The organism is Nocardioides baculatus, from assembly GCF_016735675.1.
In the GTDB taxonomy this organism is placed as follows: Bacteria; Actinomycetota; Actinomycetes; order Propionibacteriales; family Nocardioidaceae; genus Nocardioides; species Nocardioides baculatus.
Genome location: NZ_JAERSG010000001.1, coordinates 173,803 through 196,646 on the forward strand (window position 1 = coordinate 173,803; position 22,844 = coordinate 196,646).

The window sequence follows — 22,844 nt, forward strand, 5'->3', positions numbered from 1 at the left end:
CTGGTGACTCGCTGGGTCAGGCGGGGTCGCGAGGGATGTCGATCGGTCCCTCGGAGTCGTCCGGACCCTCGAGGTTGCCCTCGTCGTCGCGCTGCGGCTCGATCGCCAGGTCGGCGGTCTCGAACGGCGGCAGGTCGGGGACCCGGGAGTTCTTCTGGCCCTTGAAGGTGAACGTCGCCTCCGGGCCCTCTCCCTCGACGTCGACCAGCACGATCTGGCCGGGCCCGACCTCACCGAAGAGCATCTTCTCGGCGAGGACGTCCTCGATCTCGCGCTGCACCGTGCGACGCAGCGGACGGGCGCCGAGGACCGGGTCGAACCCGCGCTCGGCCAGCAGCGCCTTGGCAGGCGTGGTCAGCTCGAGCGACATGTCGCGGTCCTTCATGCGCAGCTCGACGGAGGCGATCATGTTGTCGACCATCGCCACGATCTGCTCCTGCGTCAGCGGCGGGAACACGACGATCTCGTCGACACGGTTGAGGAACTCGGGGCGGAAGTGCTGCTTGAGCTCCTCCGACACCTTGCTCTTCATCCGCTCGTAGGAGCCGGCGGCGTCGCCCGTCTGGCCGAAACCGAGGTTGACGCTCTTGGAGATGTCCCTCGTGCCGAGGTTGGTCGTCATGATGATGACGGTGTTCTTGAAGTCGACGACGCGACCCTGGGAATCCGTCAGGCGGCCTTCCTCGAGAATCTGCAACAGGCTGTTGAAGATGTCGGGGTGGGCCTTTTCGACCTCGTCGAACAAGACGACGGAGAACGGCTTGCGGCGCACCTTCTCGGTGAGCTGCCCGCCCTCTTCGTAGCCGACGTATCCGGGCGGCGAACCGAACAGGCGCGAGACGGTGTGCTTCTCCGAGAACTCGGACATGTCGAGCTGGATCAGCGCGTCCTCGTCGCCGAAGAGGAATTCGGCGAGCGTCTTGGACAGCCACGTCTTACCGACACCGGACGGGCCGGCGAAGATGAACGAGCCGCCGGGACGCTTCGGGTCCTTGAGACCCGCACGCGTACGCCGGATGGCACGGGAGAGCGCCTTGACGGCCTCCTCCTGACCGATCACGCGCTTGTGGAGCTCGTCCTCCATCTTGAGCAGACGGGTGGACTCCTCCTCCGACAGCTTGACGATCGGGATGCCCGTGGCGACGGCCAGGACCTCGGCGATGAGCTCCTCGTCGACCTCGGCGATCTCGTCGAGGTCACCGGCGCGCCACTGCTTCTCGCGCTCGGAGCGGCGAGCGGAGAGCTGCTTCTCCTCGTCGCGCAGGCGGGCCGCGGCCTCGAAGTCCTGCCCGTCGATCGCCGCCTCCTTGCGCTGGCGCACGTCGCCGATCTTCTCGTCGTACTCGCGCAGGTCCGGCGGCGCGGTCATCCGGCGGATGCGCAGTCGCGAACCGGCCTCGTCGATGAGGTCGATGGCCTTGTCCGGCAGGAACCGGTCGGAGATGTAGCGGTCGGCCAGCGTCGCCGCCGAGACCAGGGCCTCGTCGGTGATCGTGACGCGGTGGTGCGCCTCGTAGCGGTCGCGCAGGCCCTTGAGCATCTCGATGGTGTGCGCGATCGAGGGCTCCTGCACCTGGATCGGCTGGAAGCGGCGCTCGAGCGCGGCGTCCTTCTCGAGGTACTTGCGGTACTCGTCGAGGGTGGTCGCACCGATGGTCTGGAGCTCTCCGCGCGCGAGCATCGGCTTGAGGATGCTGGCGGCGTCGATCGCGCCCTCGGCCGCACCGGCGCCGACGAGGGTGTGGATCTCGTCGATGAACAGCACGATGTCGCCGCGGGTGCGGATCTCCTTGAGCACCTTCTTGAGGCGCTCCTCGAAGTCACCGCGGTAGCGCGAGCCGGCGACCAGCGCACCGAGGTCGAGCGTGTAGATCTGCTTGTCCTTGAGCGTCTCGGGCACGTTGCCCTTGACGATGTCCTGGGCGAGGCCGGCCACGATCGTGGTCTTGCCGACGCCGGGCTCACCGATGAGGACGGGGTTGTTCTTCGTGCGGCGCGACAGGATCTGCATCACGCGCTCGATCTCCTGCTCGCGCCCGATGACGGGGTCGAGCTTGCCCTCGCGGGCGGCCTGCGTGAGGTTCTGGCCGAACTGGTCGAGGACCAGCGAGCTCGACGGCGCCTCGCCGCCGGAGCCGGAGGTCTGGGCGCCGGCCGCGGCCGACTCCTTGCCCTGGAACCCGCTGAGGAGCTGGATGACCTGCTGGCGGACCCGGTTGAGGTCGGCGCCGAGCTTCTGCAGGACCTGGGCCGCGACACCCTCGCCCTCCCGGATCAGGCCGAGCAGGATGTGCTCGGTGCCGATGTAGGAGTGACCGAGCTGGAGCGCCTCGCGCAGCGAGAGCTCGAGCACCTTCTTGGCGCGGGGGGTGAACGGGATGTGGCCGGACGGGGCCTGCTGGCCCTGGCCGATGATCTCCTCGACCTGGGCGCGCACGGCCTCCAGGGAGATGTCGAGGGACTCGAGGGCCTTGGCGGCGACGCCCTCGCCCTCGTGGATGAGGCCGAGCAGGATGTGCTCGGTCCCGATGTAGTTGTGGGAGAGCATGCGGGCCTCTTCCTGGGCCAGCACGACAACTCGCCGGGCTCGGTCGGTGAACCGCTCGAACATGTGCGCTCCTCTACGTCTGCGTGGTCCGCGGGTCGGCGCAGTCGCCGGGTTGCGGACACTGGGGTCAACGCCCGGGATCAGCCTACGTGTTCCCGCCCACGGATCGAGGCCGTCCGCTCACAGCGAACGACCCCGCACCCCTCGGAGGGTGCGGGGTCGTGTCGGCGTACGTCAGTGGGCGGCGTCGTAGGCCTGCTGCACGTCGGCGGAGATGCGGCCGCGCTCGGAGACGTCCATGCCCTGGGACTTGGCCCACTCGCGCACGTCCTTGGTGTTGGAGGACGAGGCGGACCCGGTCGACTTGCGGCCGCGGCGGGCGCCGCCGCTGACCCTGCGGGCGTGGCCGACGTAGCCGCTGAGTGCCTCACGGAGGCTGGAGGCGTTGGCGTCGTTGAGGTCGATCTCGTAGGTGGTCCCGTCGAGCCCGAACGTGACCGTCTCGGTCGCCTCGGTGCCGTCGAGATCGTCGACGAGGACGATGTTGACCTTCTGTGCCATGTCGAATTCCTTTTCCCTCATGAGCGTTCGGGGCTAAACGCGTCGAATGCAGTGTGGCAGCAATTCAATTGAATTGGCAAAAGGTCAAGCACGCCCTGACGCGCTGCATTACCCGCTAATTGGCAACGCGATTCCGTGACGTCAGGAATTGCGCTCGAAGACCAGCCGCAGACCTTGAAGCGTCAACCAGGGCGAGTGGACGGTGAAGCACGAACAATCGTCGACGAGAAGCGCCGCCAAGTGGCCGGTCGAAATGACGGTGACGTCGTCGGTCGATACACCCAGTTCGGCGATCATCCGCGCCACGAGCCCTTCGACCTGTGCGGCGACGCCGAAGATCATTCCGCTCTGCAATGCCTCGACGGTGTTCTTCGCGATCACCGATCGCGGGCGGGCGAGCTCGACCTTGCGCAGCTGCGCGCCGCGCCGCCCGAGCGCCTCGAGGGAGATCTCGATGCCGGGCGAGATGGCGCCCCCGACGTACTGCCCCTTCGCGTTCACCACGTCGAACGTCGTCGCGGTGCCGAAGTCGACGACGATCGCCGGGCCGCCGTGGAGCGTGGCGGCGGCGAGGGAGTTGACGATCCGGTCGGTGCCGACCTCGCGGGGGTTGTCCATCAGCACCGGGATCCCGGTCTTCACGCCGGGCTCGACCACGATCGAGGGGACGTCGCCGAAGTGGCGCTCGAGCATCTCGCGCCACTCGTGCAGCACCGAGGGGACCGTCGCGCAGACGGCGACGCCGTCGACGTCGCCGGCGCGCTCCGCGAGCAGGCCGCGCAGCAGCACGCCCCACTCGTCGGCCGTACGCCGCTCGTCGGTGTTGACCCGCCAGTGGTCGGTGACCTCGTCGCCGTCGAGCAGCCCGATGAAGGTGTGGCTGTTGCCGATGTCGGCCGCGAGAAGACTCATGCGGACAGGTCCATGCCGAGGTCGAAGACCACCACCGAGTGGGTGAGGGCCCCGACGGAGACGAAGTCGACGCCCGTGGCGCCGATGCGCGCGGCGCGCTCGAGGGTGATCCCGCCGCTGGCCTCGAGCGGCACCCGCCCGGCCGTACGGCGTACGGCCTCGGCCATCAGCTCGTCGGTCATGTTGTCGAGCAGGATCCGCTCCGGCGGCTCGGGCAGCGCCAGGAGGTCGTCGAGCTGGTCGAGCGTCGTCACCTCGACCTCGACGGGCAGGCCGGGGTGGCCGGCGCGGATGGCGGACAGTGCCGGGAGGACGCCGCCCGCGGCGATGACGTGGTTGTCCTTGACCATCGCCATGTCCTGGAGGCTGGTGCGGTGGTTGACACCCCCGCCGCAGCGCACGGCGTACTTCTGCAGCGCCCGCAGGCCCGGCAGTGTCTTGCGGGTGTCGAGGACGCGGGTCGGCGAGCCCTCGAGCGCCTCGACCCAGCGGGACGTCGCGGTCGCGATGCCGGACAGGTGGCAGGCGAGGTTGAGCGCAGTCCGCTCGGCCACCAGCATCCGCTGGGTCAGCCCGGAGACGCGCATGACCACGTCGCCCTTCTCGACCCGGGTGCCGTCGGGCACGCGGTCGGTGATGGTCGCGTCGGCCCCGAGCATGTTGAACGTCACGGCCGCGACCCCGAGCCCCGCCACCACGCCGGGCTCGCGCGCACCGAAGACCGCCTCGCCGCGGGCGTCGAGCGGGATCGTGGACGCGCTGGTCGGGTCCTCGCGCGGCTCCTCGGGCAGGTCCTCGGCGAGCGCGCGGGCGATCGTCTCCCAGACGTGGTCGAGGTCCAACCCGGCCGCGGTGATCTCGTCGCGGAGCTCGGCAGGTACGTCGTCGAGGCTGGTCATGCGGGGCCCCTGCGGCGTTGTTCGGAGGAGCGCTTCGGGGTCCCCGCAGGCTCGCGGTGGAGGAGCGCAGCGGGGGAACCAGGAGGCTGTGGGGTGAAGCGTGGCGGGGGAGAAGAACGTCGTGGGGTGCTCATGCGCGCACTCCCGCGGTCGAGGGGTCGGTCGAGGGGTCGGTCGACGGGGCGAAGGTCCACTCGGCGCGGATGCTTCCGTCGATATCGACCCACGCGTCGATGTGGCCGGCCTTCGAGTCGTCCCGGTCGGGGAAGTCCTCGCGCCAGTGCGAGCCGCGCGTCTCGGTGCGGATCGCCGCCGCCACGGCGAGGGCGGTGCTGATGGTGTGGAGGTTGCTGGTCTCCCAGGCCGGCGGGCCGACTGCCGGGTCGCCGGGGTCGAGGGTGGCGAGCCACTCGATCGCCTCCGCGAGGCCGTCGGCGTGGCGCAGCACCCCGACGCGCGTGGTCATCACGTCCTGCATCGCGCGGCGGCGCTCGCCGTCGACCAGCCCCTCGGGTCGGGAGTCCGCGGCAGGCTCGGCCCACGGGCGCAGCTCGCCGGGCAGGACGTCCGCGATCCTGCGGGAGAAGACGAGGCCCTCGAGCAGCGAGTTGGACGCCAGCCGGTTGGCGCCGTGCACCCCGGAGCAGGCGACCTCGCCGGTGGCGTAGAGGCCCGGCACGGACGTACGCCCCCACAGGTCGGTGGCGACGCCCCCGGACGCGTAGTGCTGCGCAGGCGCGACCGGGATCAGCTCGGTCACCGGGTCGACGCCGTGCTCGCGGCAGACCCGGAGGATGGTCGGGAAGCGACGCTCCCAGAACTCGGCTCCCAGGTGTCGCGCGTCGAGCCACATGTGCGGCTGGCCCGTCGCGATCATCCGCCGGGTGATCGCCTTGGCGACGACGTCGCGGGGAGCGAGGTCGGCGAGCTCGTGCTCGCCCTGCATGAAGCGGTCGCCCTCGAAGTCGACGAGGAAGGCGCCCTCGCCGCGGACGGCCTCGGAGATCAGGGGCTGCTGGCCCTGCGAGTCGGCACCGAGCCACATGACCGTCGGATGGAACTGGACGAACTCGAGGTCGCGGAGCCGGGCGCCCGCGCGCAGCGCCACGGCCATCCCGTCGCCGGTGGACACGCTCGGGTTGGTCGACTGGCTGAACACCTGGCCGAGGCCGCCGGAGGCGAGCACGACCGCGCGACAGTGCACGGCCCCGACGCCGTCGTGCTGGCCCTCACCGAGCACGTGGAGGGTCAGCCCGGCGACGGCACCGTCGGCGGAGCGCAGGAGGTCGACGGCCAGGGCGTGCTGGACGACCTCGATCTCCGGCGCGCGCTCGACCGCGGCGATCAGCGCGCGCTGGATCTCGGCGCCGGTCGCGTCGCCTCCGGCGTGCGCGATCCGGTCGCGGTGGTGGCCGCCCTCGCGGGTCAACGACAGCTCGCCGTCGGGGTGGTGGTCGAACTGGGTGCCGAGCGCGATCAGCTCGCGGACGGCCTCAGGCCCCTCGGTCACCAGGATGCGTACGGCCTCCACGTCGCAGGCACCCGCCCCCGCGACGAGGGTGTCCCGCTCGTGCTGCTCGGGGGTGTCACCCGGCCCGAGCGCGGCGGCGATGCCGCCCTGCGCCCACTGGGTCGAGCCCGCGGCGAGCACGTCCTTGGTGACGACGAGCAGGTGCAGCGAGGGATCAGCGGCGTGGATCCGCAGCGCGGCGGTGAGCCCGGCGATGCCGGAGCCGACCACCACGACGTCGGCACGCGTGGTCCAGCCGGGTGCGGGCGCGCGCAGGCGGCCCGGGACCGGCCGGTGGTCTGTCATCCGGGCAGGCTATCGAGCGAGGAGGTCGCCGCGCGTGAGGGCCTTGTCGCCGAACGTCTCGGCGGGGTCGTGGCCGGTGGCCATCACCTTGTTGTCGGCGTCGACGAAGACGACGTGCGGCTGGTGCTCCCTGGCCTCCGCGGTCTCCATCTGGCCGTAGCCGATGAGGATGACCGTGTCGCCCGGGTGCACCAGCCGAGCGGCTGCGCCGTTGATGCCGAGGACACCCGAGCCGCGCTCACCGGCGATCGTGTACGTCTCGAGGCGGGCGCCGTTGGTCACGTCGACGATGTGGACGAGCTCGCCGGCCAGCAGGTCGGCCGCGTCGAGCAGGTCCTCGTCAACCGTCACCGACCCGACGTAGTGGAGGTCGGCCTGGGTGACCGTGGCCCGGTGGATCTTGGACGTCATCATGGTGCGCAGCATCGGTCTCAGCCGCTCCCTTCCGAGGTGGTCGAGGCCGCGGACGCGGTCCCCGCCGTCGCATCAGGCGTGATGCGGTCGAACGTGATTGCCATGTTGTCGATCAGGCGTGTGGTGCCGACCCTCGCCGCCACCAGGATCCGGCCCTCGCCGGTCTCCGGCGCCTCGCCGAGGTCGGGCGAGGTGAGGGCGAGGTAGTCGAGCTCGAGGCCGGCGGTCGCTGCTTGCTTGAGGATCGACATCGCGGCCCAGCGCGCGGCAGGTACGCCGTACGGTGCCCGCTCCTGCGCCGCACGCAACGCACGGCTGAGGGCCACGGCGGTCTGCCGCTGCCCGGCGTCGAGGTAGCGGTTGCGGCTCGAGAGCGCGAGGCCGTCGGGCTCGCGGACCGTCTCCGAGCCGACGACCTCGATGCCCATGCAGAGGTCGCGGACCATCCGGCGGATGAGGGCGAGCTGCTGGTAGTCCTTCTGCCCGAAGACCGCGACGTCCGGCCGGACCAGCCCGAAGAGCTTGGCGACGACGGTGAGCACGCCGTCGAAGTGGCCCGGGCGCGACTCGCCGTCGAGGATCGTGGCCAGGGTGCCCGGCGCGACGGTGACGCCGTCGTGGACCGAGTCGTGGCTGAAGCCGCCGGGGTACATCTCCTCGACGCTCGGGGCGAACACCACGTCGACACCTTCGGCCGCGCAGACCTCCAGGTCGGCGTCCAGCGTGCGCGGGTAGCGGTCGAGGTCCTCGGTCGGGGCGAACTGCATCGGGTTGACGAAGATGCTGACCACGACGGGACCAGAGGTCGCCTCGCGTGCCGTACGCATCAAGCTGGCGTGGCCGTCGTGGAGCGCCCCCATCGTGGGCACGAAGGCGACCCTCGCGCCCGAGCGCCGGGCGTCGGCGAGCAGGCCGGCGAGCTCCTCGCGGGTGTTCGCGAGGACAGGGCGTGACGTCATCGGAGGTGGTGGTCCACCGGGGCGTCGGCCTCGGCGGCGTCGAGCACGCGCAGCATCTTCGAGGCGCGGATCGGCAGCAGCCGGCCGTCGGTGACGGCGCGGTCGAGAGTGGCGTGCGCCATCGCGAGGTAGGAGTGCAGGGTCTGCGGCGCGTTGGCGGCGAGGTCGGCGACGTGGGCACGCACCGTCTCGACGTCTCCGCGGACGATCGGACCGGTCAGCGCGGCGTCGCCCTGGTCGAGCGCGTTGTCGAGCGCGGCGGTGAGCAGCGGGCGCAGGGTCGCGGCCGGGTCGTCGGCACCAGCGGCGGAGAGGATCTCCATCGCCTCGGCGATCAGGGTGACGAGGTGGTTGGCGCCATGGGCGAGACCGGCGTGGTAGAGCGTGCGGCGGTCCTCGGGGACCCACATCGGACGGCCGCCGAGGTCGGCGACCAGGCCCTCGGTCAGGTCGCGGTCGGCGGGCTCGGCGGTGACGCCGAAGACGCAGCCCTCGAGGCGGGGCAGGTCGACCTCTGTCCCGGTGAAGGTCATCGCCGGGTGCATCGCGACCGTGCGGGCGCCGACCTCGCGAGCGGGCTCGAGCACGGCGAGGCCGTGACGGCCGCTGGTGTGCACGACGACCTGACCCTCGCGGATCGCGCCGCTGGCGCTGAGCATGGTGACGACGTTGGACAGCATGTCGTCGGGGACGGTGAGCAGCAGGAGGTCGCTGCGGCGGGCGACGTCGGTCGGCTTGGCCGCCTCGACCCCCGGCAGCAGCTCGTCCATCCGGCGGCGCGAGGCGTCGGACTCGCCGGCAGCGGCCACGACCTCGTGGCCCGCGGCGCGGAGCGCGGAGGCCAGGACGGCGCCCACTCGGCCTGCGCCGATGACACCGATGCGGAACTTCGTCATGTCGACCTCTTCGTTTCAGTCCCTCGCGGGTACCGATCTACTGCGATCAGCATCGAGCGTACGCCCACGGATTCCGCGGTGGGAACGCCCCGGAGGGGTGACGCACGCCACTCACCGCCGTACGGGCGGGCTCAGGCGCGGAGGTGCAGCTGCGCGTGGTCGGGGTCGTCGACCACGAACGGCCTGGGCGCGCGGGGCAGCCAGGTGTGCGTGACGTGGTCGACGACGTGCTCGCCCTCGGGCGCCACGATCTCGACGACACCTTCGGGGACCTCACCGTCGTGGAGGGCGTTCCAGACGAGCCACTCGCGGCGCTTGCGCCGGTTGCGGATCGAGGTCGCGAACGACTCGGGGTTGGTCCAGTGGGCGAACTCGTCGCCGTCGAGCCACTTGAGCTCGACGCAGAGGCCCTGCGGGAGCGCGAACTGCTCGATCCGGTCGGGCGTCGTACGGATCTCCCACTCCGGCGCCTTGGAGTAGACGTAGTCGGGGCTCATCGGGAAGCCCCACTCCTCGATGTTGCGCAGGCCCAGGTCGAGGAACGCCTTGCGGTCGGACTCGATGTAGAGCCCGTGGCGGGGGAACCGGATGACCGCCTCGGCCATCCCGACCTGCCACGACAGGTCGGCCATCGACACCTCGCCCTCGGTGGTGAGGACCATGTCGCCGTCCCACTTCCACGAGTAGCGGGTGCGGACGTGGGAGAAGCACCAGTTGTAGAAGTAGGCGAGCGAGTGGACCGAGCGCTCGTTGACCGACAGGTGCTCGGCCCCGGCGCGGGCGACCTGGAAGGGGTACTCCTTCAGCGTGAACCGGTCGGACAGACCGTGCTCGGCCGCGACCCGGAGCGCCTCCTCACCGGTGCCGTCGTCGGAACCGTTGTCGACCAGCAGCACGTGGTCGCAGGCTCGCAGCAGCGGAGGGAGGACGAAGCGCAGGCCGGGAGCCTCGTTCTTCACCCGCAGCACGGCGGTGGCGCCGCGGCGCAGGCCGCCGGGCTGGTTCCACGGCCAGACGATGTCGAACTCCTCGTGGCCCTCGAGGTTGGTCAGGCCGTGGCCGGAGCCGATCGGCACGCTCACGGCTGGTCGTCCCGCTCGCGCCCCAGCGCCTTGCGCGCCGCACGGCGCACCGACGGCGGGATCGCGGCGCGTACGTCGTGCGGCACCCGGTCCGCCAGCGAGCGCGACTCCGCCGCCGCCTCCGCCGTCGCCCGGCGGCGGGCCTGGAGACGGGCGTGCTCGGCGGTCGAGCGGCTGATCGCCTCGGCCTCCTCGTAGAGCTCGACGTAGGCCTCGCGGAGCTGGTCGAACGTCGCGTGCGCGTGCGCGTTGTCGCCGCCCTCGTCGGCGAGGTCGTTGAGCTGCTCCCAGGTCTCGGCGGTGAGGTCGTGCAGCCGCTTCGGCAGCGCGAGGTCGTCGAGGGTGGAGGTGACGCGGCGCAGGTGCGGGTCGATGAAGCGGTGGACCTCGCGGATCTGGTCGCTGCGCGTGTGGATGATCGTCTGGAGCCCGAGCGAGTGGCCGAGCGCCGTCGTGGTCTTCACCCAGTCGGTCAGCAGGTCCTCGTAGCGGACGAACACGCGACCGCCGTCGCCCTCGGCCGGGCGGGTGGCGCGCTCGGTGTGGAGCAGCATGTTGACCCAGCTGGCCGCCAGGTGCGCGGACCCGAGCTTGTTGGCGTAGTACTTCTGCTTCGACCCGACGACCTCGGCCGGCGGGCGCAGCATCGTGGCGAAGACCGGCGTCGCGCCCGTACGGATCGCGGCGACCCGCCACAGGCCGAGGAACCAGCTCAGCCGCGGGTCCTTGATGACCAGCTCGGGGTGCTGGTCGAAGTGCGGCTCGAGCCACTCGCTCACGCGGATGCGCGCGGGCTCGCGGCTGCAGATCCTGCCGGTCTCGAACCACGCGTTGGGCCGGGAGTCGCTGACCTGCACGAGCGCCTCGCGCAGCCACTCGTCGTGGACGTCGACGACCCACTGCGGCTCGCTGAAGCCGCGCGGGTTGGAGTCGTCCGGCGGGACCTCGGGCAGCGGCACGTGCATGCCGAGCTTGGAGACGATGCCGGCCAGCGTGCTGGTGCCGCTGCGCCCGGCTCCGGCGACGAAGAGGACCTTGCGCGGCACACCGTCGGGGTTCATCTCGTCGATCGCTCTGGCCTGCTCAGTCACGGCGGGCAGCCTACCGGCGACCCGGCCCCGGGCTCGGACCCCGTTAGGGTCGGGGATCGTGAAGCGGCTGTTCTCCCGGGCTCCCCTCGTCGGCGTGGTGATCCCCGCATGGGGCGTGGAGGACTACCTCGACGACTGCGTCCGCTCGCTGCTCGCGCAGACCCACCGGCGCTGGGAGGCGGTGATCGTGGACGACGGCTCGACCGACCGCACGGGCGAGATCGCCGACGAGTGGGCCCACCGCGACAACCGGATCAGCGTGATCCACTCCGTCAACGGCGGCCTCGGCGCCGCACGCAACCTCGGGATCCAGCAGGTGCGCGGCGACTACCTCGCGTTCCTCGACTCCGACGACGTCCTCCCCCCGACGGCGTACGCCGACCTGGTGGCCGCTCTCGGCGAGTCGGGCTCCGACTTCGCGACCGGCTCGATCGTGCGCTGGGAGGCGGACGGGCTGGTCGAGCCGCCCTGGATGCGCCGGCTCCACCGTCCGCTCCGTGGCGCGCGGGTCGACCAGCGGCCGGAGATCCTCGGCGACGTGTTCGCCTGGAACAAGCTCTGGCGACGGTCGTTCTGGGACGACGCGGGGCTCGCGTGGCCCGAGGGGGTCCGCTACGAGGACCAGCCGACGACGACACGGTCGTTCCTGCGGGGGTCGTTCGACGTGCTGGACGAGGTCGTCTACCACTGGCGGATCCGCGAGGGCTCGATCACCCAGACCCGCGCGTCATCCGTGCAGGACCTCGCCGACCGGTGGGAGACCAAGCGGCAGTCGCTCGCGTCCGTGCAGGCGTACGGCTCCGCGGAGGTCGAGCAGGTCTTCGTCGACCGGGTCCTGGCCGGCGACCTGTGGCGCTACTTCCTGCTGGTGCCGGGCGCTCCCGAGGAGTGGTGGCGGCTGCTGCGCGCCGGCGTGCTCGAGCTCTGGGGCACCCGGTCGCTCGTGCACAGCGGGCTGCCGCCGGTGCACCGGCTGGCGGGCTGGCTCGTCGCCGAGGACCGGCGCGCCGACGTGACCGCGCTGATGGAGTGGGTCGCCGCCCTGGACGGGCCGGCGCCGCGAGCCCAGGACGTGGCCACCGGAGCGTGGCGGCTGTCGGTCCCGCCGTCCGTGCTCGACGAGACGACCGTCCCCGCCGAGGCCCTCGCGCTCCGCGACCACGAGGTCTGACCCACCGCTGCTCCACCACGGGATGTCGCGACATGCGCACTTCCCATGGTCGATCGACCATGGGAAGTGCATGTTCACCGACATCCCATGGTGAACAACAGGGACGACGGGACTGCGGGCAGATCAGCCGAGCAGGCCCTCGGCCTCGAGGAAGTCGCGGGCGACGTCCTCGGGCTTGGCCCGGTCGACGGCCATCTGGCCGTTCATCTCGGTGAGGTTCTCGGTGGTGAGCGCCGCCATCAGCGGGTTGAGGATGTCGGCGACGTCCTCGTGGTCGGCGAGGAAGTCGGCGGAGACGGCCGGCACGAGGTTCTGTGCGGGCTGGATCTGCTTGTCGTCCTCGAGGACGACGAGGCCCTGGGACTCCAGGGTGCCGTCGGTCGTGGAGGTCTCGCCGAGCTGGGACTCGCCGTCGATGACCGACTGGTAGGTCTGGTCGGAGGCGTAGCCGAGCTCGAGCACCTTGGTGACGTCGATGCCGTAGTCGTCGGACAGGCCGCCCTCGCAGTCGAGACGACCCTCGCAGTCGGGGGCCGCCGCCAGGACGACGCTCTTGCCCTCGAGGTCGGACAGCGTGGTCACGCCCTCGGCCTCGGAGTACTCCTGGGTGACGAAGAAGGCGTTGGTGTCGGTGGCCGGCGAGATGTCGAGCAGCTCGATCCCCGCGGCCTCCAGCAGGTCGGCGCCGTCGTCGGCCAGCTGCTGGCCGTCGCCGGCCTCGAACGGCTCGGCCGAGTCGCCGTTCTCCTGGCTGTTGAGGAAGTTGACGATGCCGCCGACGTACTCGGGGACGATGTCGACGTCTCCCGGGAACGTGGGCATGTAGGCGTCGCGGGAGTCGACCAGCTTGGTCTCGACCGTGTAGCCGGCGTCCTCGAGGAGCTGCTCGTACATCGAGGCGACGAGCGTGGCCTCGGGGAAGTTCTGGCCGGCGATGGTGACCGACCCCTTGTCGCCGCCGCCCGAGGAGCTCGGGTCGTCGGAGGCGTTGTCGTTGGCGAGGTCGTCACCGGCGCAGCCGGTGAGGGCGAGGGCGCCGGCGGCGAGGACCGCGGCCAGCGTGCGTGACAGGTGCATGGTGTTCCTTCTGTGTCCCGCAGCGTGCGGCTGCGCGTGTCCGGATGAGCGTCGTCAGCCGACGGATTCGGCGGGCGGGTCAACGGTAGCCCCGGTCACCGACAACGCGTCCGTGTGACCACCTGAAGGGGTGCCGCGACGCGTCGGGTCGACCGCCCTCTGCACCATCGCGGCCAGCAGCTCGAGGACGAGCGCGACCGCCGCGACGACGAGCGCGCCGGCGATGCCCTTGCCGTAGTTGGAGCGGAAGAAGCCGTCGGTGATGATCTGCCCGAGCCCCGGTCCGGCCACGAGCGCGGCGATCGTGGCGGTCGCCCACACCTGCACCAGGGCGAGCCGCAGGCCGGACACCACGAGGGGCAGGCCGAGCGGGAGCTCGACCCTCCAGAAGCGCTGCATCCCCGTCATCCCCATGCCCCGGGCGGCCTCCCGCACCTCCGGCGCGACCTCGCGCATGGCGACGTACGAGTTCGTGATGATCGGTGGCAGCGCGAACAGCGTCAGCGCGAGGAGCGTGGCGAGGCCGGCGCGTCCGTAGGGGCCGAGCTGGTCGGTGCCGGGCCACGGCGCGACCACCAGCAGGGCCAGCAGCGCGAACGTCGGGATGGCGCGCCCGACGTTGGAGATGTTGATCGCCAGGAAGCCGCCCCGACCGAGGTGGCCGAGCCACAGCGCGATCGGCAGCCCGACGACCATCGCCATCAGCAGCGCGGTGACGGTGAGCAGCAGCTGCTGGCCGAGGAGGGCTGCGATGCCGTCGCTGCCCGACCAGTTGGCTCCGGTGGAGAGGTAGCGCCACATGTCGTCGAAGACCGTCATGCCCGGGCTCCCTTCGTCCAGGGGGTGAGCAGTCGCTGGGCCAGCACGAGCAGCGCGTCGAGCACGAAGGCGAGGATCACGCAGAGGAGCGAGGCGGTGAAGAGCTCGGCGCGGAAGTTGGTGAGCACGCCGTCCTTGATGAGGTTGCCGAGGCCGCCGTAGGCCACCAGCGACCCGACCGTCGTGAGCGCGACCGTCGACACGGTGGCGACCCGGAGGCCGGCCATGACGACCGGGAGCGCGAGCGGCAGCTCGACCTTCAGCAACAGCTGCCCGCGGCCGTAGCCGAGGCCGGTCGCCGACTCGCGTACGTCGTCCGGGACCGACCGCAGGCCCTCGAGCAGGCTGCGCACCAGGATCGTCAACGCGTAGAGGGCCAGGCCGATCACGACCGTCGTCGCCGTCAGCCCTGTGAAGGGCACCAGCAGCGGGAACAGCGCCAGCGAGGGCACCGTGTAGATGCCGGTGGTGACGGCGAGGATGGCCGACTCGAGCCTCGGCAACCGGCGGGCGAGCAGCGCCAGCGGGAACGCGATGGCCAGCCCGACGAGGACCGAGACCACCGTGATGCCGATGTGCTGGATCGTCGCGTCGACGATCTCCTGCTGCCGGTCCGACACGTAGTCCAGGCAGACCCAGTCGTTGACGAGGCGGCTGTAGCAGCTCGGCTCGTCGGCGGCTCCCAGTAAGGTCACACGCATGGACGCTACACGGAGCGACGAGTCGATGATCAGGCTCGAAGGTGTGGGCAAGACCTATCCGGACGGGACGGTCGCGGTCCACGAGCTCGACCTCGACGTGCAGCGCGGCGAGATGGTCTGCCTCGTCGGCCCGTCCGGCTGCGGCAAGTCCACGACGCTCAAGATGATCAACCGCCTGATCGAGCCGACCACCGGCCGCATCTGGCTCGACGGCCAGGACGTCACCGACGCCGACCCCGTCGAGCTGCGCCGCGGCATCGGCTACGTCATCCAGCAGATCGGGCTGTTCCCCCACCAGCGCATCGAGCAGAACGTGATGACCGTGCCGCTGCTCTACGGCGAGTCCAAGTCGACCGCCCGCGAGCGCGCCCACGAGCTGCTCGACACCGTCGGCCTCGACCCCAGCAAGTACGCCCGTCGCTACCCGCACGAGCTGTCCGGTGGTCAGCGGCAGCGCGTCGGCGTCGCTCGCGCACTCGCGGCGAACCCGCCCGTGCTGCTGATGGACGAGCCCTTCGGCGCCGTCGACCCGGTCGTGCGCGGTCGGCTGCAGGACGAGTTCCGGCGGCTCCAGGCCGAGCTCGGCAAGACCGTGGTGCTGGTGACCCACGACATCGACGAGGCGATCCGGATGGGCGACCGCGTGGCGGTGTTCGCCGGCGGCGGCGTCCTCAGCCAGTACGCCACCCCGGCCGACCTGCTGGCCCACCCGGCCGACGAGCAGGTGGCCGACTTCGTCGGGGCCGGCGGCCTGCGGACGCTCACGGTCACCCGGCTCCGCGAGGAGCACCTCGAGCCCCTCGACGGCATCAGCACCGGCGACCTCGGCTCGGCGATCGACATCGACTCCTCGCTCGAGGAGGCCCTCGCCGCGATGCTGCGCGACGACAAGCCGATGATCGGCGTGCGCCGCGGCCCGACGTTCGTCGGCGTGCTCACTCCGGCGGGCGTGCACAAGGCGCTGCGGGAGTCGCTGCGCTAGTGCCGGGTCTGGAGTCACCGGATATCCGGTGACTCCCACGCTTGTCAGCGCAGATCTCGGCTGACAAGCGTGGGACTCGGGTGCGAAGTTCCGGGCGACTTCACTGCTGGGAGACGGTCACGTCCCGGTGCCACGACTCGGTGACGTACTTCGTGCCCCAGCCCATCGAGGTGTAGAGGCCGTCGGCGCCGGTGGGTGAGTCCGCGTCGACCTCGAGGCCCACGCGATCGCGGCCTCGGGAGGCAGCGTCGGCGATGATCGTGCGCAGCAGGCCGGTGGCGACGCCGCGGCCGCGGGCGGACTCGAGGACGCCGAGGTAGGAGACGTATGACCCGTCGGTCCCGGTGTCCGACTCGCTCACGGTGCCCACGAGGGCGCCGGCCGGCTCGGGCTCGCCTCCGCCGTCGACGATCTCGGCGATCCACCAGTGGTCCCAGCGGTGGCCGGGGTCCTCGCGGAGCCGGTGGATGAACTCGTGGAAGGTCTCCTCCGCCGAGTTGAAGTGGTCGGTGAAGGCACCCTCGAGCACCTCGTGCACCGCACGCAGGTCGGCCTCGCTCGGCAGTCCGTCGCCCTGCCGCTCGACGAGCCGGAAGACCACCCCGTTGCGCTCCCAGCGCGCCGGGTCGGGGACCAGCTCGGCCTCCTCGGCCTCCACCGAGCGGCTCATCTGCCACCAGGTGCGCACCCGGTCGAAGCCCGCGTCGGCCAGCCAGCCGTGCTGGCGCTCGTCGTCGGCGAACGACCCGCTGTCGATCTGCTGCACGGCCAGCCCGCGGGCCTCGCCGACGGCCTTCGCCTGGGCCTCCGCCCACTCGAACAGGACGTCGCTGCACCGGTCGGCCAGCCGCTCGTCGATCTCACGGTCGACAATGTGCACGAAGAGCATCCGGCCCTCGGCGCGGTCGTGCACGCTCCCCCACGCCTGGATCCGGCCGGCGGGATCGCGGACGACGAGGTTCTCGCGCGTCGTCAGTCCACGGTCGGAGACCTCGACGAGCACGTCCTCCTCACCGGCACCGGCCCAGCCGCGGCCCGCGCGCTCGTGGGCGCGGAGCAGCTCGGTGAGCCGCTCGACGGTCGGCCGGTCGCTGCCGTCGGGCGCCGCCGCGACCCAGCCCTCCGGTAGTCCGGGGTCCTGCGGCAGCAGGTCGGCGGGGTCGCTCTCGAACCGGTTGTCGTCGGGGATCACGGGCAGTCATTCTTCCGCACGCGGATCGAGCGGTGCGTGAGGGGGATTCTCGCGGGCCAGAACCCGCCTCACCCACCGCCCACGGTGGTGGAGGTCAGGCGCTGCGGTGGTCCCGGCGGGCGGCGGCGACGCGGAGCGAGTCCACCTCGGCGCGCAGCACGTCGAGCTCGGCCTCGAGCTCGGCGACGGTGACGATCGCCTCGGCGGCGCGGCCGTCGGCGGCGTCACGAGCCCGCTCGGCGTCGTCGCGACCACGGTCGGCGGCGTCGGCGCGACGGGTCTCCTGGGCGCGCTTCATGGCCTGCTCGGCGGCGTTCTTCTGGGCCGAGGAGAGGGCACGCTCGAGGACGTCGATGGCCTCCTCGCGCTCGGAGATCTTGCGGCGCATGTCGGCGGCGAAGGCGGCCGACTCGGCCGTACGACGCTCGGTGATGGCGCGGTACTCCTGGGCCTGGACGGCGCGGTCCTGCGCCGCCTCGACCCGGGCGGCCATCAGCTCGGAGTGGGTGATGCGCGTCGCGGCGGCACCGGCCAGGACGGCCAGCACGGCGGCGAACGTGGTGAGGACGGCGGAGGACGAGGCGATGGCGCCGAGCACGACCGCGGCAGCGACCGCGAGCAGGGCGATGGCGACGATCAGGCGCGTGCTGCGCTGACGTCGGCGAGCGGGCGTGCGTGACGCCTGTGACTGCTGGGGCTGCTGGGAAGGCATGCGGTCAGACTAGGGCCGCGGCCGACCCCCGTCCGTGCGACACGCACGCTCCAGGGCGAGGGAGGCGAGCGTCACGCCCAGCCCACCCACGGCCGCGACCACGGAGCGGGTGATCCAGCGGTCGGCGAACTGCGAGTCGTCGCCCAGCCAGCTCACGGCGTACCCGACGTAGCCGGCGGCGATCACCGCGCCTCCCAGCGCGCAGGCGCGGGCGAGGACGAGGCGGTTCATCGCCTGGTGCAGCTCGAGCCGCTGACCGCGCACCTGGACGGTCTGCCAGGTCTGCCAGGCGAGGAAGCCCATGATCAATGCGACCAGCACGACGGCGAGCACCTGCGTCCACGACACGAGCGGCGGGCGGTCGGCCACTGCGCTCACCAGGGGGTGGATCGCCCATCCACCGACCAGGCCGACGACGGCGCACACCGTCAGGGCGCGCGCCGAGGTCGGGTGGAGGGACCCGCGCGGCTCCTCCGGGTCCTGCTCGCTCATCCCGGGTCCCCGCCGCGTCGTGCGAGGGAGCGCAGCGGCGGAGCAGGACTCCGTGGGGTGGGCCTCAATTGACCTCGAGCGAGATGTCGTCGCGCTTGCGCACGCCCGACGCGTCGGTCGAGGAGAGCAGGTCGGCGATCGGGCCGCGGTCGGGGAAGACGGCGTCGGGCTCGAGGTCGTGCCACGGCTGGAGCACGAACGCACGCTCGTGGGCCCGCGGGTGCGGCAGGCGCAGGAAGTCCTCGTTGGACCGGCGGTCCCCGACCACGATCAGGTCGACGTCGAGGGTGCGGGGGGCGTTGCGGACGTCGCTGCGCTCGCGCTCGAACGCGTCCTCGACGGCCAGGGCGCGCTCCATCAGCCGGGCCGCGGGCAGCGTGGTGTCGGCGAGGAGCACGGCGTTGAGGTAGGGGCCCGAGCCCTCGGGCGAGTCGACCGGCTCGGTCTCGTAGACCGGCGAGACGCCGGTGACGAAGAAGTCGGGGGTGTCGGCGAGCGCGTCCACCGCGCCCTGGAGCGACGCGAGCCGCTCCCCCAGGTTGGAGCCGAGGGCGAGGACCACCCGACGGATCGGGTGCATCTCGCCGGTGAGTGAGTCGGTGTCCACGATGTTGGGGTTGGGGGTCTCAGTCATGAGCGTTGCCTCGCGTTCTGGTGATCGTCAGCGCGACGTCCGAGTACGTCGCGTCGATGGGTGCATCAGGTTTGTGGAGCGTGACTCGCGTCCATTCAACACGACCGTCCAACAGGCACACATCGGCGATGCGCTGGACGACGGTTTCTATCAGGTCGACCGGATCGCGCTCCACTGCGGCCTTCACGTCGAGCGCCAGGGTGCCGTAGTTCACGGTCTGCTCGAGGTCGTCCGAGGCGGCCGCGGCCCGGGTGTCGATGCCCAGCACGAGGTCGACGATGAAGATCTGTCCTTCACGCTTCTCGAAGTCGAAGACCCCGTGGTGCGCGAAGCACTCGAGTCCGGTGATCGCGAGCTCGTCAGTCATGGATGCCTTCCATCGCGGCGACGACGGCGAGCGCGTCGCGGGTGGCGCGTACGTCGTGCACGCGCAGGTAGTCGACACCCCGGGCAGCCAGGAGCGCCACCAGGGCCGCGTGCGCGTGCTCGCGCTCGTCGACCGACCGCGGGCCGTCGGCGTCCGCGAGCAGTGCCCCGAGGAACGACTTGCGGCTCGCGCCGACCAGCAGCGGGCACCCCAGCGTGGCGAGGTCGTCGAGCGCGCGCAGCAGCTCCCAGTTGTGGGTGGGCACCTTGGCGAACCCCAGCCCCGGGTCGAGGACGATGCGCCCGCGCGGGATGCCGGCCGCCTCGGCCGTGGCGAGCCGCTGGCCCAGCTCACGGCGTACGGACGCGACGACGCCGTCCGGGGAGTAGTCGGTGAAGTCGCGCATCCGGTCGGCGTGGGCACGCCAGTGCATCGCGACGTAGGTCGCGTCGCTGCCGGCGACCACGTCGAGGATCGCGGGGTCGGCCAGCCCGCCGGAGACGTCGTTGACGATGGCGGCGCCGGCCTCGAGCGCGGCCGCCGCGACCTCGGCCCGCATCGTGTCGACGGAGATCTCCGCGCCGGCCGCGGCGAGCTCGCGGATGACGGGCACGACCCGGTCGAGCTCGTCGGTGACGTCCGGCCGGATGGCACCGGGGCGGGTGGACTCCCCGCCGATGTCGAGCAGGTCGGCGCCCTGCTCCAGCAGCAGCCGGCCGTGGGCGACGGCCGCCTCGGTCGTCACGAACCGGCCGCCGTCGGAGAAGGAGTCGGGGGTGACGTTGACGATCCCCATGACCCGGGGGGTCGGCGGCCGGGGGGCCACGGTCACCTGGTGCCGGAGTGGATCAACGCCATCGCCTCGGCGCGGGTGGCCTGGTCGGTGAGGAACGACCCGCGCACGGCCGAGGTGATCGTGCGCGCGCCGGCCTTGCGGACCCCGCGCATCGTCATGCAGAGGTGCTCGGCCTCGATCACCACGATGACGCCGCGGGCGCCGAGGATCTCCATGAGCGAGTCGGCGACCTGGGTGGTCAACCGCTCCTGCACCTGGGGACGCTTGGCGTAGACGTCGACGAGCCGGGCGAGCTTGGACAGGCCGGTGATCTTGCCGGTGTCGGCCGGGATGTAGCCGACGTGCGCGACCCCGGTGAACGGCACCAGGTGGTGCTCGCACATCGACCACAGCTCGATGTCGCGGACCAGCACCATCTCGTCGTGACCGAGGTCGAAGGTGGTGGTGAGCACGTCCTGCGCGGTCTGCCGCAGGCCCTGCGTCAGCTCGGCGTACGCCCTGGCGACGCGGGCCGGCGTGTCCCGCAGGCCCTCGCGGTCGGGGTCCTCGCCGATCGCCGCGAGCAGCTCGCGGACGGCCGCCTCGGCCCGCGGGTGGTCGAAGTCGGGGATGTCGTCGGCCGCGCGCTCGGGCACGGTGATCGGGTCGGTCACGGGGAGTCCGGGCTCGGAGGCAGCGGGGTCGAGCCGCCCTGCTCGGGAACGCCGTGGACGTCGCCGCCGGCACCCGGCGGGGTCAGGATGACGCCGCTGCGGGTCTCCTCCTCCTGGGCGGCCGCACCGGCGGTCACGCGGTCGCGAATCTCCTGCGGGATGTCGACCGGCGGGATGGTCGACGGGACCCGCTCGGGCGAGCCGGTCCACGCCGGACGCTCGGGGCTCATCCGCAGCGCCTCGAAGATCTCGGCGATCTCGGCCTTGTCGAGCGTCTCCTTGTCGAGGAGCGCCAGCACGAGCGCGTCGAGCACGTCGCGGTTGCGCTCGAGGATCTCGAACGCCTCCTGGTGGGCGTGGCCGAGCAGCGCCTTGATCTCGCCGTCGACCGCCGCGGCGGTCTCCTCGGAGTAGTTGCGCGTGTGGCCCATGTCGCGCCCCAGGAACGGCTCGGAGTTGCTGTCGCCGAGCTTGACCGCGCCGAGGCGCTCGGTCATGCCGTACTGCGTCACCATCGCCCGCGCCAGTCCGGTCGCCTTCTCGATGTCGTTGCCGGCACCCGAGGTGACGTCGTGGAAGATCAGCGCCTCCGCGGCCATCCCGCCGAGCATGTAGGCGAGGTTGTCGAGCATCTCGCTGCGCGTCTGGGAGTACTTGTCGCGGTCGGGCAGCACCATCGTGTAGCCCAGCGCACGGCCGCGCGGCAGGATCGTCACCTTGTGCACCGGGTCGGTGCCGGGCAGGGCCGCGGCGACCAGGGCGTGGCCGCCCTCGTGGTAGGCGGTGATGAGCTTCTCGCGCTCGCTCATCAGGCGCGTACGCCGCTGCGGTCCGGCGATGACGCGGTCGATCGCCTCGTCGAGGGTCTCGTCGGTGATCAGCTTCTGGTTGCTGCGGGCCGTGAGGAGCGCGGCCTCGTTGAGCACGTTGGCCAGGTCGGCACCGGTGAAGCCGGGGGTGCGCCGGGCGATGCTCAGCAGGTCGATGTCCTGGGCGATCGGCTTGCCGCGCGAGTGCACCTTGAGGATCTGGTGGCGACCGTTGAGGTCGGGGGCGTCGACCTGCACCTGCCGGTCGAAGCGGCCCGGCCGCAGCAGCGCGGGGTCGAGCACGTCGGGACGGTTGGTGGCCGCGATCAGGATGACGCCACCGCGTACGTCGAAGCCGTCCATCTCGACGAGCAGCTGGTTGAGCGTCTGCTCGCGCTCGTCGTGACCGCCGCCCATGCCGGCGCCGCGGTGGCGACCGACGGCGTCGATCTCGTCGATGAAGACGATCGCGGGCGGGTTCTCCTTGGCCTGCTCGAACAGGTCGCGCACGCGGGAGGCGCCGACACCGACGAACATCTCGACGAAGTCGGAGCCGGAGATCGAGTAGAACGGGACGCCTGCCTCACCCGCGACCGCGCGGGCGAGCAGCGTCTTGCCGGTGCCGGGCGGGCCGTAGAGCAGGACGCCCTTGGGGATCTTGGCGCCGACGGCCTGGAACTTGGCCGGGTCGGTGAGGAACTCCTTGATCTCGCCGAGCTCCTCGATCGCCTCCTCGCAGCCGGCGACGTCGCTGAACGTCGTCTTCGGCATGTCCTTGGTGATCAGCTTGGCCTTGGACTTGGCGAACTGCATGACGCCGCGGCCACCGCCGCCCTGGGCCTGGTTCATCAGGAAGATGAACAGCAAGATGATCAGCGCGAAGGGCAGGAGGGTCGCGAGCAGCGAGCCGATGAAGCTCGGGGACGGCGTCTCGGCCTTGTAGGACTCGATGGTGCCCTCGTCGAACTGCTCCTGGACCGCAGCGATCAGCCGCTCCTCGTCGCCGGCGACGTAGGTCGCGACGACCTTGTCGCCCGCGTCGCGCGTGCCCGAGTCGAGCGTCGCGCGCATCTCGAAGTCGACGCCGTCGAACTCGATCTTCTCGACCTTGCCATCCTGGATGTAGGAGGTCATGGTCGAGGTGTTGACCTCGTCGTAGCTGTCACTGGGCGCGAAGTACTGGATCGCCAGCAGCACCGCGAAGGCGGACAGGACGATCCAGAGCCAGGGACCCTTGAATATGCGCTTCACAGGCAACTTT

General features: G+C 71.4%; 23 protein-coding genes. 2 read left to right on the top strand and 21 right to left on the bottom strand.

The window, feature by feature from the left end:
• Positions 1-16: 16 nt before the first annotated feature.
• The 10 genes from JI751_RS00835 to JI751_RS00880 all read right to left on the bottom strand — a co-directional run bounded on the left by JI751_RS00835 (position 17) and on the right by JI751_RS00880 (position 11,178).
• The gene (locus JI751_RS00835) at positions 17-2,611 is read right to left on the bottom strand and encodes an ATP-dependent Clp protease ATP-binding subunit (protein ID WP_201932240.1); all 2,595 of its coding nucleotides are present in this window, start codon (positions 2,609-2,611) and stop codon (positions 17-19) included.
• A gap of 171 nt (positions 2,612-2,782) precedes the next feature.
• On the bottom strand, positions 2,783-3,109 hold the full coding sequence (locus JI751_RS00840) for a histone-like nucleoid-structuring protein Lsr2 (protein ID WP_201932242.1): 327 nt from the start codon (positions 3,107-3,109) through the stop codon (positions 2,783-2,785).
• A 141-nt stretch (positions 3,110-3,250) separates the two neighbouring features.
• Complete coding sequence (locus tag JI751_RS00845) at positions 3,251-4,021, bottom strand: type III pantothenate kinase (protein ID WP_201932244.1); 771 nt, start codon at positions 4,019-4,021, stop codon at positions 3,251-3,253.
• Positions 4,018-4,920, bottom strand: coding sequence for a carboxylating nicotinate-nucleotide diphosphorylase (gene nadC, locus JI751_RS00850; RefSeq protein ID WP_201932245.1), 903 nt, complete (start codon positions 4,918-4,920; stop codon positions 4,018-4,020). Before nadC ends, JI751_RS00845 begins: the two co-directional genes overlap by 4 nt.
• A 130-nt stretch (positions 4,921-5,050) precedes the next feature.
• On the bottom strand, positions 5,051-6,736 hold the full coding sequence (locus JI751_RS00855; protein WP_201932247.1) for an L-aspartate oxidase: 1,686 nt from the start codon (positions 6,734-6,736) through the stop codon (positions 5,051-5,053).
• A 9-nt stretch (positions 6,737-6,745) separates the two neighbouring features.
• Entirely contained in the window at positions 6,746-7,162 is a 417-nt protein-coding gene (gene panD / locus JI751_RS00860; RefSeq protein ID WP_201932256.1) for an aspartate 1-decarboxylase, read from the bottom strand.
• A gap of 5 nt (positions 7,163-7,167) precedes the next feature.
• Positions 7,168-8,109 carry a pantoate--beta-alanine ligase gene (gene panC, locus JI751_RS00865; protein ID WP_201932258.1) on the bottom strand — a complete coding sequence of 314 codons (942 nt, stop codon included), beginning with the start codon at positions 8,107-8,109 and terminating at the stop codon, positions 7,168-7,170.
• Positions 8,106-9,005 carry a Rossmann-like and DUF2520 domain-containing protein gene (locus tag JI751_RS00870; protein WP_201932260.1) on the bottom strand — a complete coding sequence of 300 codons (900 nt, stop codon included), beginning with the start codon at positions 9,003-9,005 and terminating at the stop codon, positions 8,106-8,108. The genes panC and JI751_RS00870 overlap by 4 nt, the downstream gene beginning before the upstream one ends.
• Before the next feature lie 131 nt (positions 9,006-9,136).
• Positions 9,137-10,087: a glycosyltransferase family protein gene (locus tag JI751_RS00875; protein ID WP_201932261.1), complete on the bottom strand. Its 951-nt coding sequence runs from the start codon at positions 10,085-10,087 to the stop codon at positions 9,137-9,139.
• The gene (locus tag JI751_RS00880; protein ID WP_307813648.1) at positions 10,084-11,178 is read right to left on the bottom strand and encodes a sulfotransferase family protein; all 1,095 of its coding nucleotides are present in this window, start codon (positions 11,176-11,178) and stop codon (positions 10,084-10,086) included. Before JI751_RS00880 ends, JI751_RS00875 begins: the two co-directional genes overlap by 4 nt.
• 58 nt (positions 11,179-11,236) lie before the next feature.
• Here JI751_RS00880 and JI751_RS00885 point away from each other — a divergent pair, with 58 nt between their 5' ends.
• Positions 11,237-12,349 (top strand): glycosyltransferase family 2 protein, encoded by a 1,113-nt coding sequence (locus JI751_RS00885; protein WP_307813650.1) that lies wholly within the window; start codon positions 11,237-11,239, stop codon positions 12,347-12,349.
• Between the two features lie 123 nt (positions 12,350-12,472).
• Here JI751_RS00885 and JI751_RS00890 read toward each other — a convergent pair whose 3' ends face one another.
• Genes JI751_RS00890 through JI751_RS00900 form a run of 3 tightly spaced genes read right to left on the bottom strand, consistent with a single transcriptional unit; the run spans position 12,473 to position 14,940 of the window.
• The gene (locus tag JI751_RS00890) at positions 12,473-13,426 is read right to left on the bottom strand and encodes an ABC transporter substrate-binding protein (protein WP_201932264.1); all 954 of its coding nucleotides are present in this window, start codon (positions 13,424-13,426) and stop codon (positions 12,473-12,475) included.
• Positions 13,427-13,480: 54 nt separating this feature from the next.
• Positions 13,481-14,245: an ABC transporter permease gene (locus tag JI751_RS00895; RefSeq protein WP_201932265.1), complete on the bottom strand. Its 765-nt coding sequence runs from the start codon at positions 14,243-14,245 to the stop codon at positions 13,481-13,483.
• Positions 14,242-14,940 carry an ABC transporter permease gene (locus JI751_RS00900; RefSeq protein ID WP_201932266.1) on the bottom strand — a complete coding sequence of 233 codons (699 nt, stop codon included), beginning with the start codon at positions 14,938-14,940 and terminating at the stop codon, positions 14,242-14,244. Before JI751_RS00900 ends, JI751_RS00895 begins: the two co-directional genes overlap by 4 nt.
• A gap of 4 nt (positions 14,941-14,944) precedes the next feature.
• On the opposite strand from JI751_RS00900, the gene JI751_RS00905 reads away from it, so the two are divergent.
• Positions 14,945-15,928, top strand: coding sequence for an ABC transporter ATP-binding protein (locus JI751_RS00905; RefSeq protein ID WP_372440530.1), 984 nt, complete (start codon positions 14,945-14,947; stop codon positions 15,926-15,928).
• Positions 15,929-16,028: 100 nt separating this feature from the next.
• Here the strand turns inward: JI751_RS00905 and JI751_RS00910 are convergent, their stop codons facing one another.
• From JI751_RS00910 to ftsH, 8 genes are all read right to left on the bottom strand, one after another.
• The gene (locus JI751_RS00910) at positions 16,029-17,120 is read right to left on the bottom strand and encodes a GNAT family N-acetyltransferase (RefSeq protein WP_307813653.1); all 1,092 of its coding nucleotides are present in this window, start codon (positions 17,118-17,120) and stop codon (positions 16,029-16,031) included.
• A gap of 94 nt (positions 17,121-17,214) precedes the next feature.
• Positions 17,215-17,832 carry a hypothetical protein gene (locus tag JI751_RS00915; RefSeq protein WP_201932268.1) on the bottom strand — a complete coding sequence of 206 codons (618 nt, stop codon included), beginning with the start codon at positions 17,830-17,832 and terminating at the stop codon, positions 17,215-17,217.
• 9 nt (positions 17,833-17,841) lie between these two features.
• Complete coding sequence (locus JI751_RS00920; RefSeq protein ID WP_201932270.1) at positions 17,842-18,324, bottom strand: DUF3180 domain-containing protein; 483 nt, start codon at positions 18,322-18,324, stop codon at positions 17,842-17,844.
• Between the two features lie 64 nt (positions 18,325-18,388).
• Entirely contained in the window at positions 18,389-18,958 is a 570-nt protein-coding gene (gene folK, locus JI751_RS00925; protein ID WP_201932272.1) for a 2-amino-4-hydroxy-6-hydroxymethyldihydropteridine diphosphokinase, read from the bottom strand.
• The gene (folB, locus tag JI751_RS00930; protein ID WP_201932274.1) at positions 18,951-19,325 is read right to left on the bottom strand and encodes a dihydroneopterin aldolase; all 375 of its coding nucleotides are present in this window, start codon (positions 19,323-19,325) and stop codon (positions 18,951-18,953) included. Before folB ends, folK begins: the two co-directional genes overlap by 8 nt.
• On the bottom strand, positions 19,318-20,121 hold the full coding sequence (folP, locus tag JI751_RS00935) for a dihydropteroate synthase (protein ID WP_201932276.1): 804 nt from the start codon (positions 20,119-20,121) through the stop codon (positions 19,318-19,320). Before folP ends, folB begins: the two co-directional genes overlap by 8 nt.
• Before the next feature lie 32 nt (positions 20,122-20,153).
• On the bottom strand, positions 20,154-20,774 hold the full coding sequence (gene folE / locus JI751_RS00940) for a GTP cyclohydrolase I FolE (protein WP_443678514.1): 621 nt from the start codon (positions 20,772-20,774) through the stop codon (positions 20,154-20,156).
• Positions 20,771-22,834, bottom strand: a complete 2,064-nt coding sequence (gene ftsH / locus JI751_RS00945) for an ATP-dependent zinc metalloprotease FtsH (RefSeq protein ID WP_372440531.1) — start codon at positions 22,832-22,834, stop codon at positions 20,771-20,773. The genes folE and ftsH overlap by 4 nt, the downstream gene beginning before the upstream one ends.
• Positions 22,835-22,844 lie beyond the last annotated feature (10 nt).